Source organism: Leptolyngbya subtilissima AS-A7 (assembly GCF_039962255.1).
In the GTDB taxonomy this organism is placed as follows: domain Bacteria; phylum Cyanobacteriota; class Cyanobacteriia; order Phormidesmidales; family Phormidesmidaceae; genus Nodosilinea.
In genome coordinates, this window is sequence record NZ_JAMPKY010000005.1 from 124203 (window position 1) to 143559 (window position 19357).

18 protein-coding genes and 1 riboswitch are annotated in these 19357 nt (G+C 57.8%); of the genes, 5 read left to right on the plus strand and 13 right to left on the minus strand.

The genetic code is table 11. The features are described from left to right. The first annotated feature begins 7 nt into the window (after positions 1-7). A complete protein-coding gene (locus NC979_RS12275; protein WP_190521706.1) occupies positions 8-853 on the plus strand; it encodes a M28 family peptidase in 846 nt (281 codons plus the stop codon). On the opposite strand, the gene NC979_RS12280 is transcribed toward NC979_RS12275, so the two are convergent. From NC979_RS12280 to NC979_RS12300, 5 genes are all read right to left on the minus strand, one after another. Beyond that, on the minus strand, positions 827-1462 hold the full coding sequence (locus NC979_RS12280; RefSeq protein ID WP_190521708.1) for a M23 family metallopeptidase: 636 nt from the start codon (positions 1460-1462) through the stop codon (positions 827-829). The genes NC979_RS12275 and NC979_RS12280 overlap by 27 nt on opposite strands. Positions 1463-1726: 264 nt before the next feature. Beyond that, positions 1727-4696: a glycerol-3-phosphate acyltransferase gene (locus NC979_RS12285; protein WP_242024123.1), complete on the minus strand. Its 2970-nt coding sequence runs from the start codon at positions 4694-4696 to the stop codon at positions 1727-1729. 115 nt (positions 4697-4811) lie between these two features. Beyond that, the gene (locus tag NC979_RS12290) at positions 4812-5486 is read right to left on the minus strand and encodes a hypothetical protein (RefSeq protein ID WP_190521712.1); all 675 of its coding nucleotides are present in this window, start codon (positions 5484-5486) and stop codon (positions 4812-4814) included. A 356-nt stretch (positions 5487-5842) separates the two neighbouring features. Beyond that, positions 5843-6217 (minus strand): CU044_2847 family protein, encoded by a 375-nt coding sequence (locus tag NC979_RS12295; RefSeq protein ID WP_190521715.1) that lies wholly within the window; start codon positions 6215-6217, stop codon positions 5843-5845. Between the two features lie 106 nt (positions 6218-6323). Next, a complete protein-coding gene (locus NC979_RS12300; RefSeq protein WP_190521717.1) occupies positions 6324-7205 on the minus strand; it encodes a DUF1838 family protein in 882 nt (293 codons plus the stop codon). Between the two features lie 260 nt (positions 7206-7465). On the opposite strand from NC979_RS12300, the gene NC979_RS12305 reads away from it, so the two are divergent. Further along, positions 7466-7978, plus strand: a complete 513-nt coding sequence (locus tag NC979_RS12305) for a 2TM domain-containing protein (protein ID WP_190521719.1) — start codon at positions 7466-7468, stop codon at positions 7976-7978. 76 nt (positions 7979-8054) lie between these two features. Here the strand turns inward: NC979_RS12305 and hypB are convergent, their stop codons facing one another. The 4 genes from hypB to cobM form a co-directional block, all read right to left on the minus strand. After that, complete coding sequence (gene hypB / locus NC979_RS12310) at positions 8055-8756, minus strand: hydrogenase nickel incorporation protein HypB (RefSeq protein ID WP_190521721.1); 702 nt, start codon at positions 8754-8756, stop codon at positions 8055-8057. A gap of 150 nt (positions 8757-8906) precedes the next feature. Beyond that, entirely contained in the window at positions 8907-9272 is a 366-nt protein-coding gene (gene hypA, locus NC979_RS12315) for a hydrogenase maturation nickel metallochaperone HypA (RefSeq protein WP_190521723.1), read from the minus strand. A 136-nt stretch (positions 9273-9408) separates the two neighbouring features. Next, a complete protein-coding gene (locus NC979_RS12320; RefSeq protein ID WP_190521725.1) occupies positions 9409-10605 on the minus strand; it encodes an agmatinase family protein in 1197 nt (398 codons plus the stop codon). Positions 10606-10713: 108 nt separating this feature from the next. Next, a riboswitch (guanidine-I (ykkC/yxkD leader) is annotated at positions 10714-10847 on the minus strand. Positions 10848-10884: 37 nt separating this feature from the next. Then, on the minus strand, positions 10885-11751 hold the full coding sequence (gene cobM / locus NC979_RS12325) for a precorrin-4 C(11)-methyltransferase (protein WP_431191060.1): 867 nt from the start codon (positions 11749-11751) through the stop codon (positions 10885-10887). A 499-nt stretch (positions 11752-12250) separates the two neighbouring features. On the opposite strand from cobM, the gene NC979_RS12330 reads away from it, so the two are divergent. From NC979_RS12330 to NC979_RS12340, 3 genes are all read left to right on the plus strand, one after another. Then, positions 12251-14281: a serine/threonine-protein kinase gene (locus NC979_RS12330; protein ID WP_190521727.1), complete on the plus strand. Its 2031-nt coding sequence runs from the start codon at positions 12251-12253 to the stop codon at positions 14279-14281. Between the two features lie 105 nt (positions 14282-14386). Further along, entirely contained in the window at positions 14387-14854 is a 468-nt protein-coding gene (locus tag NC979_RS12335; protein WP_190521729.1) for a globin family protein, read from the plus strand. A gap of 99 nt (positions 14855-14953) precedes the next feature. Then, complete coding sequence (locus tag NC979_RS12340) at positions 14954-15463, plus strand: hypothetical protein (RefSeq protein ID WP_190521732.1); 510 nt, start codon at positions 14954-14956, stop codon at positions 15461-15463. Positions 15464-15578: 115 nt separating this feature from the next. Here the strand turns inward: NC979_RS12340 and NC979_RS12345 are convergent, their stop codons facing one another. The 4 genes from NC979_RS12345 to NC979_RS12360 form a co-directional block, all read right to left on the minus strand. After that, positions 15579-16037, minus strand: a complete 459-nt coding sequence (locus NC979_RS12345; RefSeq protein WP_190521734.1) for a GatB/YqeY domain-containing protein — start codon at positions 16035-16037, stop codon at positions 15579-15581. A gap of 166 nt (positions 16038-16203) precedes the next feature. Beyond that, positions 16204-16650, minus strand: coding sequence for a hypothetical protein (locus NC979_RS12350; RefSeq protein WP_190521736.1), 447 nt, complete (start codon positions 16648-16650; stop codon positions 16204-16206). A gap of 111 nt (positions 16651-16761) precedes the next feature. Further along, positions 16762-18117, minus strand: coding sequence for a 3-phosphoshikimate 1-carboxyvinyltransferase (gene aroA, locus NC979_RS12355; RefSeq protein WP_190521738.1), 1356 nt, complete (start codon positions 18115-18117; stop codon positions 16762-16764). Between the two features lie 49 nt (positions 18118-18166). Further along, positions 18167-19249 (minus strand): PIN/TRAM domain-containing protein, encoded by a 1083-nt coding sequence (locus tag NC979_RS12360; protein ID WP_190521740.1) that lies wholly within the window; start codon positions 19247-19249, stop codon positions 18167-18169. Between the last annotated feature and the right edge of the window lie 108 nt (positions 19250-19357).

Here is a 19357-nt window from a genome sequence, read left to right on the forward strand (position 1 = left end):
GAAGCCCTTGCCCGATACGGATTTGCGATCGCGCTTAGAGGCGCACTTGCAGCAGGTGGTGAGCGATCGCAACCCCTACTTTGCCTCTGCTAACCACTTTTTTGTGCAGCAATACATCCAGCAGGAGTTCTCCCGCTGGGGCCAGTTCTCCGGCCACACCTTCGAGCATCGAGGTCAACAGCACACCAACTGGGTTTTGAACCTTCCAGGGCGCGATGCTCGTCGTCCGCCTATCTTAGTTGGGGCTCACTACGACTCAGTGCCCGGCTCCCCCGGAGCCGATGACAATGCCACTGGAGTTGCTGTGCTGCTGGAGCTGGCCCGTGCTTTTGCCGAGCAGCCAGGGAAGTCTCCCCTGCGCCTAGTCGCCTTTGACCTAGAAGAATTGGGGTTTGTAGGTAGCCGACACTACGTTGCTGACCTGTACCAGGGCGGTGAACCTCTGGGACTCATGCTATCCCTTGAAATGCTGGGCTACTGCTGTCACCAGTCCCACTCCCAGAATTATCCATCTGGGTTAGAGCGCATCTACCCTAACCAGGGCAACTACATTGCCCAAATCGGCCCCTGGCAGAGCGTGCTAACCATGATGGGGCTGTGGTGGGGTTTTCGCACCGCCGGGGTGCGTAGCCAGTGGCTACCCGTTGTGAACCAAGGAAAGGCCGTGCCCGACACTCGCCGCAGCGACCACGTTCCCTTTTGGGATTTGGGCTACCCGGCTATCTTGGTCACCGACACCGCATACCTGCGCAACCCTCACTACCACCAGCCTACCGATACGTTGGAGACGCTGGATCTAGATTTTCTCACCCAGGTTTGCCAGGGGTTAATCTATGGCCTGCGCCGTCTGTGAGGCCTGCTGATAGTCAAAAGTTGCTCTGAGCACCAGAGCTGGGTCAACCCAAGCTCCCTCATACTTGAGGCCCCAGTGCAGGTGTGGGCCAGTAGTGCTGCCGGTCATGCCCACGCGACCAATGCGCTGGCCTGCAGTCACCATTTGCCCCTGGCGAATCTCGATGCCGCCGTCGCGATCGACCAGTACCCGGCCGCCTTCTTTTTCAATCACAATGCTGCCCTGCATATGGCAGTAGATGTGAGTCCACGAGCCGGATTGAATGATAGCGGCGGTGCCGCAGGCGGTGTGGTCGTGCACTTCGACTATTTTGCCCTCCCACCAGCTGCGAATATAGCTGCCCATGGGAGCGGCCAGGTCTAGCCCGTAGTGAAAGCGGTGCCCGCCCATAGGGTGTTGACGGTAGCCAAAGGGTGACGTGTAGCGCGAAAAATTTTCTAGGGGAAAAGATGATCCTAGCCAGGGGTTAGCAGGGGCTGTCTCCGCGGCAATCTGCTCTTCGGCAATCACTTGGGGAGTTGATCGAGTGAGTTCTGTCATCGTGCCAATGCCAACGCTAAGCGCAACAATCCAACCCAAGGCTTGCGCCCTGTCAAAACGACCATCCATAGCTGCAAAAACCGAGTTGCTGGGGCCTGCAATAGTACAATTGCATTCATAAAGATAGTGCAATTGTACTAATTTGCCAAGCTTTTTCTCTAGAGTCACCGGAGGGGCTAGTAGGGCTTGACTCTATAGCCAAGCTAGGGGCGAACTTTGTTGCTCTGCTCCTATCTGCTCCTAATTGAACAGGGCAAACACCGTTTGCACCTACAGACCTCCCTTGCGTTGAATTGGGGTTGTGGAGTCCAGAGTTGAGCTCAATCCATCGCTCTATTCGTTACCGGCTTCTAAGGCCAGACTGTTTGTGGGTGGTTCTAGCACCTCGACAACGCCGGTTTCGCCATTTATTCGTACCCACTGGTCAGTGTGCAGCCGCTGGGTGGCGTTGGTTACATCCATAACGGCGGGGATGCCGTATTCGCGGGCGATGATTGCCCCGTGGGAGAGACGACCCCCCACCTCGGCAATCAATCCCTGGGCGCGGGCCAGCAGGGGTGCCCAGCCAGCATCGGTGTAGGGCACCACCAGAATGAAGGGTCCATTGGCGGCAGCTACGGCTTCAAGCTGGGTCACTACCAGCACTGGACCCGCAACGGTGCCGGCACTGGCGCCAATGCCAGTGAGCTTTTGCTGCACGGTAGCTGTCGGCATCAGGGGAAGCTGGCGGCTGGGGGGCTCGTTGCCAAACACTAGGTAGGGAACGGCGGGCATCTTCTTGTCTCGCTCGTACTGGGCTTTGCGATCGCCAACCCGCTCCTGCACCGCTCTCCAGTTGGGCGTTCCATTCCCCACCAGCTCCTGAATTTCCTCCAGGGTGAGCAAGAAAATGTCGTCCCGCTCCTGCAAATGCCCCTGCGTTTGCCACTGGGTGGCCAGGGCTAGAATGCTCCAGCGCAGCTCGGCCAGCAGCCGGTTGTAGAGGGTGTTCACCTGCCCCTTTAGATCTAGGCGGCGTTGGACGGTAGTGGCTTTGCCTTGGGAGGCGGCAGATTTGGGAGGTGGCGGCTGCCGTACGAACTGGGCTAGCAGTTCACGCACTGGGCCAGGGCTTTCTTGCCAGGTAGCCACGGCAATGTCGGTTCCCACGGGGCTGAGGTAGCCATATTGCTCAATAAACTGCCCCATAGCCTTGAGCAACGATTCGCCGTCGGTGCTTTCGGCTAAGGCCGTCATCAGCGACGAGCTGTCGGTAATGCGGGCTAGCTCGGGCTTCGAGAGCGTTTGGCGAATGTCTTGGGCGATCGCCCGCAACGCTTCCAAGGCTGCAATCTCGTCATTTTGCATGGGGTTGAGGCTTTCTTCCGGCACCTTGAGCAGGGCGCGGCGCAGGGCAAAGCTGAGCGGGCCGAGGATGTTGTAGTAAGTGACCCGCTTCAGCAGATCGAGAATGGTGTCTACTCGGTCGAGCAATTCCTGGGGCGTGAGGGCATCCCTGGGAGTCTCGGCTAAGGCTTGCAGGGCTGGGGCGAAGCGATCGCGATTCTCCTGGGCAAACTGCTGCTCCAGCTTGAGTTCACGGCGCAGCAGGCGCACCAGACCGGGCATATTCCGCAGCGTGGAGCCGAGGGGAGGGCGGCTAAACTTAGCTCCGCGTGTTAAAAACTCCAAGCTTTCGGCCGGCAGACCCATGCGGCGGAAGATGTCTCCCAGCAGGGTGGCGTTGAAGTAAGCGTGGGCGTGGTGCAGCGTAGCGGTGGCTTCGAAGTCGAGCCCACGGGCGCGATCGCCCAACACCACCGTAAAAATCTCGCCCCACACGCCGCAGGTCAAAGGCCGATTGATCGACCAGGTCAGCGGACGAATCGTGCCAGGGATGACCTCAGCGGCAATCTTGCGCGTCCAGAGCGGTTGCAATGTAGTGATGGGGCGACTCTGCAACAGCCATAGGGTGTTGCCGTCGTAACTCCACTCAAGGTCTTGGGGAATGCCCTGGTAGCGGCTCTCCAGGTGGCGGGCCAGGTAGGCCACCTGCTGAAGCAGCCGCGAGGGTGTCTGGCCTTGGCCCTCTACCGTCAGCGTCAGCGCGTCGGAGAGCTGCCAATCGGCCTCAGCGATCGCTGCCAGGGGGGGCACATCGTCGGGCTGCACCAGCACCCGATACTGTTCGGGCGTCACCTGACCTCCCACCACCTGGTCGGCCCCGCCAGGTAACGCTTCGATCACCACCGCATCGCCGCAGCGAGCAATGGGGTCACGGCTAAAGGCCACCCCCGAAAACTGCCCCTGCACCTGCTGCTGCACGATTACCGCCAGCCCCTGCTCGGGTAAACCCTTGCTCTGCCGATAGGCCTTTGCTTGAGGTGCGCTGTAGGACGAGAACACCCGCACGATCGCCGCCGCCAGCGCCTCCTGGTCAGTGATATTCAGAAATGATTGATACACTCCCGCCGCCGAGGCCGTGCCCGTGTCTTCGTCCTGGGCCGAGGAGCGGACGGCGAGGGGCTGGGTGGGGGAGGGCTCCGCGATCGCCAGTAGCGCAGTCGGATCATCCCCGGCGGGCAGCACATAGCCGCGTGGCACCGGGTAACCCCAGGCTGTTAGCTGGCCCAAGGTGGCCGCTTTGTGGCCAAACTTGGTGGGGTCAAGGGCGCGATCGAGGGCAACAAGGGCGCGATCGCCGCGAAAAAACCGAAACATGGTGCGAGACTCCAATCGTCCTTCGTCGTCAGGCAAATCGAGATCGTCAGGTAGCTTTTGATAAATCCAAGCGATCAGCCCGCTTAGGCAAGACATCGCCAATACCAGCTCTCCATCTGAGTGGCGCAGAGCGGTGATCAGCGGCAGCAACACCAGCGACAGCAGGCGACCCTGACGCCGCTCGCGAAAGATGGTAAACCCCAGCCCGCTGAGCATAAACGTTAGCAGTGCCGTCGGCCAGTCATAGGCTGCGACGCCCCACACCACGTTGGTAGTGCCCGCTCCCTTGGCAAACCAGTAGCGACCCATCACCAGCCCAATCAGAGCAATAAGTTCCCACACCGGGTCTGCTGGGAAGTAGTGCCGCGCCAGTAGCACGACCCCAATGCCCTTGGCCGCCTCCAGTAAGACCGCCACAATGCCTGCCACTTTACCACCGTGGTAAAAAGCAGCCGACACGCCGACATTGCCCGTGCCCACTCGCCGCAGCCGTTTTCCCGAGATCAGCCGAGTCGACCACCCCGTTAGGGGCAACCCGCCCACTATCGGAGACAGCACGAATATTAAAAAGGCACCCCAAACCTGGGTAAGGGTCATAGCCATTGTCGTTGCGGGTTAGATGACATCAGCAAAGGGCCAAGGCGTTGTAATACCCCTTAAACCTTACACCGGGAACCTTAAACCCTCTGTATCTCTGAGCCGTTGCAGGGACGTAGCCCTATTCATAGGGTCTAACGTCGTACTGTATGTAGGGCTGCGGCTGGGCAGGCGGCGGTAGGGGCTGCTTTTCGTAATAGAAGTAGGGATTGGGCGGCATGCGCACCGGATACATCATCGGTTGGGGAGGCTGCGGGGTACGCCGTTGAAGGTGCATGAGCCACAGGGCAATGATGGCAAAGGCCGTGCCACCCCCTAAGACCAGCAGCATAAACAGACCCAAAATGCCCCACAGCAGCATGGTCTGAGTCTCGTTGCTGCGTGGTATTGACTCAATCAGCCGCACCTGCTGAGAGGTCATCTCCTCTACCGCCGTCTGGTAGGTGTCGAGTTGCTCCATCACCGCTTCGGTTTCGGCCTGCTGGCGCTCAAGCTGAGCCTTGAGGTCATCGGCCAGATTCTCCTGGGCGCGCAGCTCGTCCTGTAAACTGTTCACCAGATCTTGCTGCCGGTTTAGATCGCGCTCAAAGCGGTCTTGCTGTAAATCTTGGCCAGCAGTGGGCGGCGACGGCACCGGTACGGTCTGAACGTTGAGACTTTCTGCGCTGGGAGGGGGTGGCGGCAGCGACGGCGTTGTTCCCGTGCCGGTTTTGACCAGCAGCGTCAGAATAAACAGCGCACCACCGGCAGCGCAACAGGTGATTAAGATAGGTTTTTCCCTCGTCAATCCCTGCAAGATCTCATTCCCTTGTTGTGGTGGTGTTAATTAGATTTTCAGGAACGGTCTTAAAGACGATCAAACCCAGCCTAAGGGAAGGGTAACGCAATGGTAGGTTTCCCAAGAGCGATCCAGTAACCGATCTGCTGTGGGAATCGCCAGATATCCTGAGACCTACGGCCTGCTGCATCCCATTAACAGTAAACAAGATGCAGAAGAAATCCGTGATTTCTAAGACCTATACATCAGATCATTATACATCGGCCCAGAATTGGCACAACAAAAACCGGGTTTCTGCCAGGGTAGCCAACAAAAGCTAGCTATTTTGGCCGAAACCCGGCTGGGTGACGATGATTTCTAGTTCTAAAGGCAGTTTAGTTGAACGAGCACTCTACGGTAATTTTCAAGTTGCTCTCTGCGGTGCCTTTAGTAACATAGGGAACGCCTGCCTCTCCGCCGACCTTAAGGCCAAACTCTAGGGTGACTTTTTCGACGTTGGCGGTGGCCATGTCTTTGAAGGCACTCATGGTGTGACTGGTGTAGGTGCGAATGGTGCCTTCAATGGCCTTGAAGCTCTGAGCTGCCTGAATTTGAACGGCTTGGTTGGCGCTGTTCCATCCCTTAGCGGTGCGGGTGGTTTCGCCAGAGGAGTCGAGGATTGGGGCCGAGTCGGGAGTAACCACGTCATCGGTGGCCTCCATGTAGATCTCGGTGCCATCCTCTAAGCGGATGGGGACCAGTTGAGTCATAGTGCACACTCCGATGGTTAAGATGCGTATCCGATCGCTAGCATTCCCAAAATTCAAGGCTGCTTGCCAACTCTGGGTGACTTTTCTGGGCAGCGCAGCACTCAGCTCAAGGCTGACCGTCTAAAAAGTCGCGAAAGTTGGTCCAGGTAGTTTGGTTGGGGCGATTGTCGTCTAGAGGGGGCGGGGTTTGATAGAGAGCAAAGTTATCTGCAATTTGGCTCCGCAGGGGCTCGGGTAACTGTTGCCACGTGCCTACACGGGTGCCGGCCGCATGCACCACGAGTTCGCCGGGGTGCCCTCCCATTTTCATCCAGGGTAGCCAGGGAGATATGCGATTCCAGCTGACAGCTATATCGTCTATGTCCTGATCTGCTGAGGCCAGTAGGTGCGATCGCCGGGCCGAAAAGGTGAACATTTCCATCGCATGGTAATGGCCACCAACGTAGTCTTGATAATCCCCTCCTAACGGATCGGCGTAGAACAAGGGCAACGTCACCGTGAAGAAGAGGAGGTCTGTGTCACCAAAACTTTGAAACTGAAGGCGTTGCCCAGTGGTGTCGACCCAAAACGGGGAAGAGTTGACGGGATCGTTGGCTACTGGGTGTACGGTCGTGGTTTCCCCAGTCCAAGGGTTTTCCCAGGTGTTCAGAAGGGCGTTCGTTTCAGGGTCAAGGTAGATCATCACTTCTCGGGTGACTTGCCGAAATCCTGCCGCACCGGTTTCAGACGTTAGCGAAGTGCAGGCGCGAGTACTCACACCTTGCACATTAAACAAATGGCGGTCGGCTTCTCCGGGCCGGCGGCTAAAAACCTTACCCTGCCAGACAAAATACACAGTTTTGCCGTCTTCCACCGAGCAAAGCAACTTGCGAAATACCTGAAGCGCATCCTCAGGGCGATTGAGGTTGAGCGGGATGGCGATCGCTGCCCCAGACCAAGTGGTGGCAGCCCAAGGCCCGACCATGACTCCCAACAATTTTGACAGCATGAGCGTTCTCCTCAACGACTGGCAACTGATGGGCCGCTGATTGCCGGTTGACAGGCCCGTATGCTTAGCCCAAGGCAGAGATCTCCAACCATATCAAATCAGGCTGTTTGGCCATTAACTCTGGTCAAGGTTGTTGATGCGAGCCAGCAACCTGCGATCGCTCGAGTCTGTGACAATAGGTTTCCCGTACCGCAACCGACCACCAAACCCTTTGCTTTTTGTTTATAAGAAAGAAGGGAATCTCGGCTGAGAAGGTGACGATGGCAGATTTGGCGACGGATGCTTACACCAACAGTGGTGAGTTTTTATACCAGGCTGAGGATGCTCAGCAGATTTTGAGTATAGCGATCGCCCGCCAAACCGAGTCAGGTGAGCTTTCCCGCACCCAGCTGCTAGAAATTGCCGATGAATTGGGTATCTCTGCCGACACCATAGCCGCCGCCGAGCGCGAGTGGGATATGAAAAAGTACGAGCTTGCCGACCAAAGGCTGTTCGATAGCCAGCGCCGGCAGCGGTTTCAGCACGGTCTAACCCAGTTTTTGATCACCGCTGGCTTTGTGTTGGTGTTTCAACTCGTAACTGGTGGCTGGCTCTGGAACTGGTTGATTTATCTAATCCTTGGTCCCTGGGCGTTGCAGGTTAGCTGGAATGCCTGGCGTGTCTATCGCCCCACTGAATACGCCTACCGCCAAGAATTTCAGCGCTGGCGACGTAACCAGCAGATGAAGCGGGTGGTTGGCGGTGCCATGCGGCGACTGCTGGGGCCGTCCTAGCGGCCTGCCAGGTATTTCAATTTTTAACTCTCGATGGGGAGCACAAACAACGGGTGCATGCGCGCAGCGGTGCAGCCTAGGCGTGGCTATGGGTTTTGGTCAAAGGGGACGCCTGAACGCGCGATCGCACCCACCCAAACCATTCTTCTAATCCTTCGCCGGTCTTAGCCGAAACCGAAATAATCGTGCAGTGGGGATTCATCTGCCGCACGTTGGCCGCGATCTGCTCTATGTTCGCGTCTAGGTAGGGAGCCAAATCTACCTTTGTGATCAGCAGACAGTCGGCCTCTTGAAACATGATCGGATACTTGAGGGGCTTATCTTCTCCCTCAGTAATGCTCAGCAGAGCGACTTTGGCGTGTTCGCCTACCTCAAATTCGGCGGGGCAGACCAGGTTGCCCACGTTTTCGACCAGCACCAGATCGAGGGCATTCGGGTCGTACTGGTGCTCTAAAGTGTGAATGCCACCGGCCACCATCTTGGCGTCTAAATGGCACGATCGCCCCGTGTTAATCGCCACTACCGGCACCCCGTACTGGCGCAGGCGATCGGCATCCAGTTCGGTGGTCATGTCGCCTTCGATGACGGCGATCGCTAGCTTTTGGTGCAGCCCTTCCAAGGTTCGTTCCAGCAGCGCCGTCTTACCCGCCCCTGGGCTGCTCATGATGTTCATGCAGGTGATGCCCCAGGCGTCGAAGTGAGTGCGGTTATGGTCGGCCCCCGCCTGGTTGACGTGGAGCAGATCGATTCCTAAGGCAGCGTCAAAGGTTTGGTGCATGGGGGGAACAATTTTTGAATTGGGAATTTTGGATATCCGGCTCCCCTCACCCTCTGGGAGAGGGGCTGGGGGAGAGGGCTGCTGAGGGATTCTAGATAATTCGGTCGCTATAGCGAGACTTTGGATGGTGCATTGCTGCGCGAATGCACCCTACGGTTGGGCGATCGCCTCTGCATACTCTACCCGATCGATCTTTAGCTCGCGCCCTGAGCGAATGTCGCCCATCGGCGACTTGCAGGTGGGGCAGGCGTATTGCAAACCAATTTCAGGCCGATATTCACTCTGGCAGTCGTGACAAAAGGCCACCAGCGGCGTTTCGTTGATTACCAGCTCGGCCCCGTCCAGAAAGGTGCCCTTGGTCTGCACCTCAAAGGCAAACTGTAGGCCCACCGGCTCCACACAGGTGAACTTGCCCACGGTCAGGTGAACTTTTTCGATCGCGGGCTGCCCAGGCTGCACCTCCCACCAGTCGCGCACGGTGAGAATCAGGGCCTTAGTCATGTCGGTTTCATGCATGGCAGGAAAGTAAAAAGTGAGGAGATGAGGAAGATGAGGAGGTCAGGAGGTGGGGAGGGCTGCTTTCTTTCACCTCACCATCCTCACCACCTCATCCTCCTGACCTAATGAACTCTTGACGCTAGAGCTAGTTCACTTACTGCCAAGGCTCATCCACACTCATGTTCGCTTCCTCATGGATGTAGCTGGGCTTCTCGCGGCGGGGCAGCTGACCCGACTTCACTAGGTGGGCCATGGTGTCGCAGATCACGCGGGTGGCCATCAACGCCGTCATGTCGCTGACATCGTAGGGGGGTGAGACTTCCACCACTTCGATGCCGCAGACAGTGGTTTCTTGAATGATGCGCTTGAGCAAGTAGAGGGCTTCGCGGGGCAGCAGGCCACCGGGTTCGGGCCAGCCGGTGCCGGGCACAAAGCCCGCGTCGATGCAGTCGATGTCGAAGCTAATCCAAACGCAGTCGGTGCCGTCGGTGGCGCGGGCGATCGCAAAATCGGCAGCGGCGTCGAGGCCCATTTCGGTAATGTCGGTGACCGTGAGAATGTTGGTGGCCCGCTCGCGGCACACCTTCACCCCCTGGCGGGGCACCTGCCAACCGCCAATGCCCATCTGCACCAGGTTTTTGGCTGGAGCATTGGCCATGTTGGTGGCGTGGAACCAGGGGCAGGTGTGCATGCGCTCATCCAGGTCGGTCTCCTGGGTGTCAACGTGGCGATCGAAGTGGATGATGCCGACTTTCTTGTCGCCCAGGTGGCGACAGATGCCCCGCACCGTCGGGAAGCCAATGGAGTGGTCGCCCCCGAGCAAAATTGGGAACGCCCCCGAGGCAAACACGTGAGCCACGCCCTTAGAAATCTGGTCGAAGGATTTTTCGTTATTGGCCGGAATGGTGAACACATCGCCCACGTCGCAGAGGGTGATGCTCTCGCGCAGGTCAATCCCCATCTCAAAGTTGTAGGGGGTGTAGAGGGCTGAAATGCGGCGAATGCCCTGGGGGCCAAACCGGGTGCCGGGGCGATAGGTGGTGCCCGAGTCGTGGGGAATGCCGACGATCGCCACGTCAAACTCGCCCACCCGGCGCACATCTTCTATGTAAGGTGCCTTTAAGAAGGTGTTGATGCCCGCGTAGTGGGGCAGCTCACCGCGAGAGAAGGTAGGGATGGTGCGATCGCGAATGCTCGCCGCTGCCTCTAGGCCATACTCTAGCCCCTGGGAAACTTCCTGCTGCCAGCCCGTCATGGGTAGGCGGGCTTCCATCTCTAGGGCACGCTGGGCCTCGGTCGAGTTGCCGTTCGGGCTTTGAAATACAGGGTCATTGGATGGGTCGGTGGTCATCGGAACGCCTCGCAGGATTGCACTGAGCACTACACTAAACGCGATTCCCAGGGTGAGTATAGTAAAGCCCAGGAAAACCACGGAAGTTGAATGGTTCAACTCCTAGAATTCTCCCGGGCTTTTGTCCCGCCGTGTAGTTAGCGATGGCCCTTTAGGGGCCGGTCTTTGACCATCACCAACCTGCCTCTCTCGGACCAGGCGTTTGACCCATTAGCCAAACCGGAACCCTAGAGACATAAATTTTTCATGCAGATACTCTAAGCCCAGAACTCTCCCTGGTCAAGGCTGAGGCGACACAGCATCTTGGGTAGCGTCTGAAGGAGCCGCTGAGCCGTTGCGGGGGCGAAATAGGTGGGTGTGGCCGGGGTTGTAAAGGCGTGACCTGACCTTCTGCCCTCGCAGCGCTGGGCTAATTATGTAGAGCGTGGTGCGAATCAAGTCTTTTTCGCGGGTGGTTTTGGCCATCTCTGACAAGGGCACTACTAAAAGCTGCTCATCGGGCCAGCCGATGCGAAAGCAGATGGCCACTGGGGTATCTGGCTCGTAGTGCTGCAAGAGTTGTGCCTGAGATTCTTCCACATGGCGGGCGCTGAGGTAGAGGCACAGACTAGTCTTGTGGGCCGCCAGCGAGGCCAAGTCCTCCGCCTCGGGCACCTGGGTGCGCCCGCTGATTCGGGTGAGAATGATCGACTGCACCAGCCCCGGAATCGTCAGTTCGGCATTGAGCTTCGCCGCCGCCGCCTGGTAGGCGCTAATGCCCGGCACCACCTCAAAGGGCACTTCTGCTTCCGCCAGCGCCTGGATTTGCTCGTGAATGGCGCTGTAGAGGCTAGGGTCGCCCGATTGCAGTCGAATTACCGACTTTCCCGCCCGTACCCGCTCTACCATCAGCGGCAAAATACCTTCCAGGGTCATAGTGGCAGTGCCGATGCGCTCGGCGTCGGGACGGGTCCAAGCCAAAATTTGCTGAGGTACGAGAGAGTTGGCGTAGAGAATCACATCTGCCTGGCTCAGCAGTCGCTGGGCTTTAACCGTCAATAGCTCTGGGTCGCCCGGCCCCGCCCCGACGATGTACACTCCCGGCGCTAGGGCCGCCCCCGCAGTAGGGGCATGGGCGGGAAAATCTTCGATTCTAGAGGAGGTCACAGGGCTAGCCATAGGGCAAACGTCAACAATTCACACAGCCATTGGATCATAGCCACTTTGTTTCAAGTAACCGTGAACTCTAGGTATTTCCCCGGGATTTAGCGATCGCTCTAGGAGATTGGAGCGGTAGATGCACCCTGATTCGGACCCCTGAGGATAGCTAACTCAGGGGTCTTTTTGTCTTGGGGGCGAGAGCTATTCCCTCGTTGCTGCACCCTAGAACCAGGAACTTAATGCCTTTCGATGGGCTTGTTGCCGACTGTGGAGCCGCGACAGCGCCGGAGTAACTCAGATTTCTGTGTTTAGAAATGCGCTTCGAATTGGCTCACGTTACAGCCGAGTCGGTGGCCCGAGCGGAATTGAGCAGCGGTGCACCAATGCCCAGCTCCGCCAGGGGTGACCCACTTTAGCCGTTCACAGAAATAGTGCGGGTTTGCGCTAATCTGTGACAGATGCATCGAACGCAACACTAGATAGCTGGGTTCAGCAGTACGCACCTATGGCTGAAGCAGGACAGGGAGAACGATTGCTCGGAGGCCACTACCGAGTGCTGCGGCAGCTCAGTCGGGGCAGCTTTGGCGATACCTACCTGGCCGAAGACACCCACCGATTTCAAGAACTCTGCGTGCTGAAGGAGTTTAACCCTCAGGTGCCCGGCAAGCTGGCTTTGGATAAAGCCCAAACTCTGTTTGAGCGCGAGGCTAGCATTCTCTATCAGATCAACCATCCCCAGGTGCCTCGGTTTCGTGAACTGCTGAGGGATCAGGGACGGCTGTTTTTGGTGCAAGACTACGTCGAAGGCCCCACCTACCGAGAACTGCTCGATCGCCGCCGCGCCGTGGGTGAGAGCTTTAGCGAAGCGGAGGGGGTGCAGTTTTTGATGCAAACGCTGCCGCTGCTGCAATACCTGCACAGCATAGGTATCGTGCATCGCAATATTTCGCCCGACAACTTGATTCAGCGCAATGCCGACGGTCGGCCGGTACTCATCGACTTTGGCGGCGTGAAGCAGCTGGTGGTGAATGTGCGCTATCAGCTGGGGGTCGCCCAGCCCTACCAGGCCGCCGATGGCACCATCACTCGCCTGGGCACCGTGGGCTATGCCCCCGAAGAACAGCTTGAATCAGGTCAAGTGAGCCCGGCTACCGATCTCTACGCTCTGGGCATGACCACCTTGGTGCTGCTGACGGGCAAAGACCCCGACGCCCTCTACGACGATCGCCGCGATCGCTGGATTTGGCCAGAGCAGGTTGAGCTATCGGCTACCCTAAGCCAGGTGCTGACTCAGCTGGCGGCTCACGATCCGAGCGATCGCTACCAGTCGGCGGGGCAGGCGCTGGCTGCCCTCAACCTGGCCCACCCCGACGCGCTCTCAGCGACCTGGTCGCAGCCCATGCCCGTTCGCATGCAGCCCACGGTGCCACCGCCCCAACCCGAACCGCCAAGGCTAGCGCCCACGATGGCGGTCGCCCCAGCGGCTTCCTATGCGCCACCCATGGCCCACGACCCCACGGCCACGGTGGCTCCGCCGCCTCGGGCGGTGCCGGTGCAAAAAACATCGCCGGGGTGCTGGCCGGCCTTAGCGGGGCTATTGGTTTTGGTGGGAGTCGCCGGAGGGCTGTGGTGGTGGCTCGACCCCCTGAGCCAGTTTGGGGGGGCTAGCTCCGAAGTCGTCTCGCCTGGCGGCAGTGATACCAGCAATCCCAACCTCAGCGAGGCCGAGCGCGATCGCAAACAGGCCCTGCGCGATCGCGCCGTCGCCCTCAGCGTTGACTGGTCCTACGTCACCAGCCTGACCGACCAACTGTTTTATGAACAAAACCCTGATCGCCAGGGCACCCAGCTTACCGATCAGCCCCAGGATGAGCCCCTGCGGGCGGCGTGGGATGCGATCGCCGCCGATAATCTAAACCTGATCGAAGCCAACCTCAGCACTGACGCCCGCAGCAAGCTAGGCCGCTATAACCCCACCGACAGCGATCGTTGGAAGCAGCAGGTTAATGCCCTCTACGTCAGCAGCAACGCCCTCTATGATTTAGCTGACGCCCGCTTTAGCCAGCTGTTTCCAGGGCGGGAAAGGGAGGGCTTTGTCGAAACCGCTGTTGACCAAATCTGGTTTGCGCTGGCCCAAGACCAAGTTAACGCCATGGAATCTGGCGAAAACCTGACCGAGGTTACCTTCGAGCAGGGCACCTTCAACCAGCAGCAGGAAGGCAATCTTAGCCCTGGCCATGGCCAGATCTATGTTGTCAATCTCACCGCTCAGCAGTTGCTTCGACTAAACCTGCAAGCCCCACCGGAGAGTACCCGCCTCTCGCTCTACGTGCCGGTGCCTACCGACGAACTGACCCACATTCTGGCCGATGCCCAACAAAACACCTGGGCTGGAGAGCTGCCCCAGTCAGGTTACTACGAGATTGTGGTGGTATCTCAATCAGAGAATGTCATTCCCTACCGCCTCACCGTGGCAGTTGATAACGTCATCAACGACATTATTAACCAACCAGATCCGCCTGAAAAGAACAATTGATGTCAGCACAGCCTGCTCTCTCTACCGTTTCCGATTGTTACCTTTTGCAACTTTGGGAGCAACTTAGGGCGATATTTGTTGGGGTCAACGCACTTTCCCACGGTTATGAACCACATTCTGCTCAACTCCATTCGGGAGTCTGAGGGTCGGTACCTAAGCGATTCAGAACTACGGCCCCTAGCCCAGTTTGTGGCGTCCTTCGATACACGTTTTAAGACCTATACCCGCCTGAGAGCAGACGGTAAAACCCTGGTACTCAACGCCCTGCGCCAGCTCATGGTGGGTTCCTATCGCGAGGTGGTGCAGGTCCACGGAGCCAAGTGTCAGCGCGACATGCTCTATACCCTAGAGTGCATTGCTAAAGCCGTTCTGCTCGATGACCCGGACGGCTTTATGGAAGAGTATGTGATGTGGATGCAGAACATTACCCGCGCCCTGCATAAACAAGACTCTGCGATCGCCGCCTATCGCTGCCTGCAAGCTCAAGTTCTGGCTACCTTACCCGAAACCTCAGCTCAGCTCATCAATAGCTATTTAGACAAACTCATCCAAGCCTTGAGCGATGGCCTGTAGACCAGCCGCAACAACACCGTAACTTCATCCCCAACGTTGATACTGGCCCGAGTCGGCTGGGAAGACTTAGGGTACTGGTGCTTTCATGGTTTGGCGCTCATGAGTCTACGCAATAACGCCTACGCCACAGTTGCTTCGAGGGCAAATATTTTGACTCATTCCGCTGCGCCTAAGCCTTACCTGATCAGGCTTTCGACCTTTCAGCAGCAGCCGCTACTGGGCGACTATAGGCAGGGTCAGCTGTGCCTCAACGACTGCGGCCAGATTGTGGCCGACGAGTGGGTACGAGCTGCCGCCAACCGCAAAGGCATCGACCTTGATGTCTGGACGATCACCCCCACTAGCCTACAAAGCGTTGTCTTTTTGCAAGTGCCAGCTACAGTTGGTGCTGGGCTAACCGGCCTCCACGAAGGCCAAAAACCCTGGCTGCTGTCGTCATTTATTGCCAGCTTTAAAGCGGTAGCGGCCAAGCGCATTAACCTACGGCTAAACCAGCTGGGGCAGTCGGTGTGGCAGCGCAACTATGACGAGCACCTGATTGGTGGCGATGACTATCTAGCCGAGCTGCGCTATAAGCTGCAAAGCCAGAACCAACAGCCCACTGTATAGACATCTCCAAAAGGTTATGCAAAGTGTTTTAAGGGGTCTGGCGATCGCTAGGTCTCTTGTAAGCGATCGCCCTATGCCTCCACAAACGGGGAATTAAGAGGCTTTAAACTCAGCTCTAGCCCGCTAGTTTGGCCTTAACTAAAGCCTGCACCTTGCCGCCATCGGCGCGGCCTTTGAGCTGCTGCATGACTGGTCCCATCACTTTACCCATATCTTTGGGCGACGAGGCCCCGGTCTGGGCGATCAGATCGTCAATGACGGCTTCGACTTCGGCATCGCTGAGCTGCTGGGGCAGATATTCTTCAATAATGGCTAGTTCTTCAGCTTCCTGGGCAGCCAGCTCGTCGCGCCCGGCTTTTTGGTACTGCTCGATTGAGTCTTTGCGCTGTTTGGCCAGCTGGGTCAGCACCTCTAGTTCTTGGTCGGCGGTAAGCTCATCTTGTCCGCTGGGGCGCACCAAAGACTCTTTTTCGAGAATCACTTTTTTAATGCTGCGAACCGTCTCTAGGCGCACCTTGTCTTTGGCCTTCATGGCGGTTTTGATGTCGTCGCTGATGCGGTCTTTCAGACTCATGGGGAAGATCCTTACGCCTATCTCGACGGCGCGCTGTAGGCTACCCTTTCACTTTAATTCAAACCGCTGGTTGGACGATCAGGAGATGGGGAGGTGAGGACGATAAGGGGAGAGAGCAAGGTAAAAGGCAGACATCTAAGCATCTCTGTCTTCCTCATCCACCTATTTACTCCATCTCTTCATCTTTCCGACTCTCCAACTGCTGTTCTAAAAAATTCACTAAATCAGCGCAGGTGAACAGCTGGGTTTCGTCGAAGTACTCGCTGATATCGAGATCAAAAGTTTCGTAGAAGTCTTCGCAGAGGGTGAGGCTCCAGTCAAACCAGCACACCGCTGGAAACGACAGATCGTCAACCAGGTTATCGCTGGGTTTTACGCAGCCGATTTCGAGGCCGGAGTAGGCGGTGAGCTGCTGGTAGACAAAGTCAATCAGCGGTTTGGGCAGAGGCCGACGCACTGCTGGCGGGGTCCAATGGTAGCGGTACCACTCGTCGCAGGTGAGGCATCGGCGCGATCGCAGCCACTGGTTCACCCGTTGACGGGCGACCATGTCGGGGCTGAGGGCCATATAGGTGGTAAGGCTATTGACAAAGTTTTTCAACGGTTGCCACATCGGTTGCTTGAACGTCGAGCCCTAAAATTGCTTCTGGGGCTTGGCCTCTGGGGCTTGCTTAGAGTGTGCCCAGGGCAACGGTCTAAGTCATGATTTCGGCATGAACTTAGCTCAGTCCAGGCTCAATCCGCAAAGCTCAGCTAGGGTAGCGGTAAAGCTCGGGTAGGAAACCGCTGCCGCTTCGGCCCGCTGTACCTGCATTGAGCCTTTGACTCGCAGGGCAGCAATCGCCAGACTCATTGCGACTCGATGATCAGTGTAACTGTCGACGACGGCCCCTGTGAGGGGGGTGCCACCATAGATGGTGAGGCCGTCGGGGTGTTCTTCAACGCGGGCACCCAGTTGGGCAAGCTGGCTGGCCATAACGGCGATGCGATCGCACTCCTTCACCCGCAATTCTTCGGCGTCAGTGATTACCGTGGTGCCCTCGGCAAACAGAGCTGCCACCGCCAAAATCGGCACCTCGTCGATCATGCGGGGGATCAGATCGCCGCTCAAAGTGGTGGCCTTAAGGCGGCTGTGGCGTACCCGCAGATCGGCCACGGGTTCTCCGGTAACCTCACGCAGATTCTCTAAGGTGATGTCGGCTTCCATGGCTTCTAGGGCGTCGAGAATGCCGGTGCGAGTGGGGTTGATGCCCACATTCTCAATGACTAGATCGGAGCCGGGGGTAATGGCTCCAGCTACCAGCCAAAAGGCAGCCGAGCTGATGTCGCCAGGTACCACCACGGTTTGCCCGGTGAGGGTGGCTGGTCCGCGCACGGTGACGCTACAGGTGTCGGCGTCTACGGCAATGTCGGCCCCAAAGGCTCGCAGCATACGCTCGCTGTGGTCGCGCGACAGGCTGGGCTCAGTGACAGTGGTTTCGCCCTCGGTCAGCAGCCCGGCCAGCAAAATGCAGGACTTGATCTGGGCGGAGGCCACGGGGGAGCGGTAGTGGATGGGTTTAAGAGACTGCCCCCGCACCGCTAGGGGAGCAAGGCGGTTGTTCTGCCGGCCCCAAATCTCTGCGCCCATCTGACTGAGGGGTTTAATCACCCGGTCCATGGGGCGCGATCGCAGTGAACCATCGCCCGTGACTGCAAAATAGCGATCGGGGTGGGACGCCAGCAGCCCCAGCATCAGCCGCAGGGTGGTGCCTGAATTTCCGGCGTTGAGCACGTCCGCCGGTTCTTGCAAATTGCCTAAACCCACTCCCTGCACCGTTACCCATTCGTCTTCAAGCGATGACATGGTAACGCCCATGGCTTGAAAGCAGGCGGCGGTGCTGCGCGGATCTTCACCCAGCAGCAGGCCCTGAATGCGAGTTTCACCTTTGGCAATCGCTCCTAGCATCAGCGATCGGTGGGAAATTGACTTATCCCCCGGCACCCGCACCCGGCCCCGCAGCGCCACCCCATCGTCAGGGAATTCAAGAGTCAGGGTTTGATGTGGGGCAGCGTCAGTCAACTCAATGCGGGCAGTCATGGCAGCGGTAATAAAAGCCGATGCTGATCGTACCCTATTGCAGTCCGGCCTAGGAGGCCACTATAGAGGTCTTGGGGCGAGCAAAAATCATCCGCCCAGCGGAGGTTTGCAGTGACCCTGTCACCACCACCTCTAGCTCTTCGCCAATATAGTCGCGGCCTTCTTCGACCACGACCATGGTGCCGTCGTTCAGGTAGCCCACACCCTGGGAAGGCTCTTTGCCTTCTTTGAGAATCTTCAGGTCAATGTCGTCACCGGGCAAATAGGCAGGACGAATAGCCTGGGCTAGATCGTTGATGTTGAGGACTTCGACATCTTGGAAGCTGGCGACTTTGTTGAGGTTGTAGTCGTTGGTGAGCAACATGGCGTTGAGTTCCTGGGCCAGCTTCACCAGCTTGGCATCCACGGTGGGGATGTCGTCGTAGTCGACGGAGTTGATCAACAGGCGGTTGGGGTAGGACTCGCGAATGCGGTTGAGCACATCCAGCCCACGCCGACCGCGATCGCGCTTTTGGTCATTGCTGGCATCGGCCACATTCTGAAGCTCTTGCAGCACAAACTGGGGCACCAGCAGCTGCCCCTCCAAAAAGCCCGTCTCCATTAACCCTTCGATGCGGCCATCGATAATGCAGCTGGTGTCAAGCACCTTGGTTTTGCTGGGCTTGAGGGTGCCCTCGGCCACCAAGGTTGACTCCAGCGTGCTGGGGCTGATCAGGCGCAGCAGCGATCGCCCGTGGGTATCGGCTAGGTTCATGCCTGACACCGCAAACAGCACGCTGCCTAGTACCGCCGTCATCGGCTTAATAAAGCCAAACTCTGAGGGAATGGGCAGCAAAAACAACGGCGCCAGCATCAGGTTGGCGATTAGCAGGCCCAGCACCAGACCCACGGCGCGGGTGAGAATGCGATCGGGCGGTAGTTCTTTAACCTGGCGTTCTAGACGGCGGTAGCTGGTCTGCATGACCAAGCCCAAGCCAGTGCCAATCAGCCCACCGAACACGGCGGTTACCGCACCCAGCGCCTCAATATTGGTGACCTGCTGCAAAATCGGCTGGGGCAGCAGATCAATGCTGTAGAACCCAATGCCCGCCCCGGCCAGGATAAATGAAAATATAATCAGTGCGTCTAGCATGGTGGTCTGCGGCTCTGGCCTTGATTTTGCAGCGGGTAGAGGCTGAGTGCCTATCCCTCTCAGTGTACTCCCCTGGATCAAAAGCAACCGATGAAACGCCACTAGGGG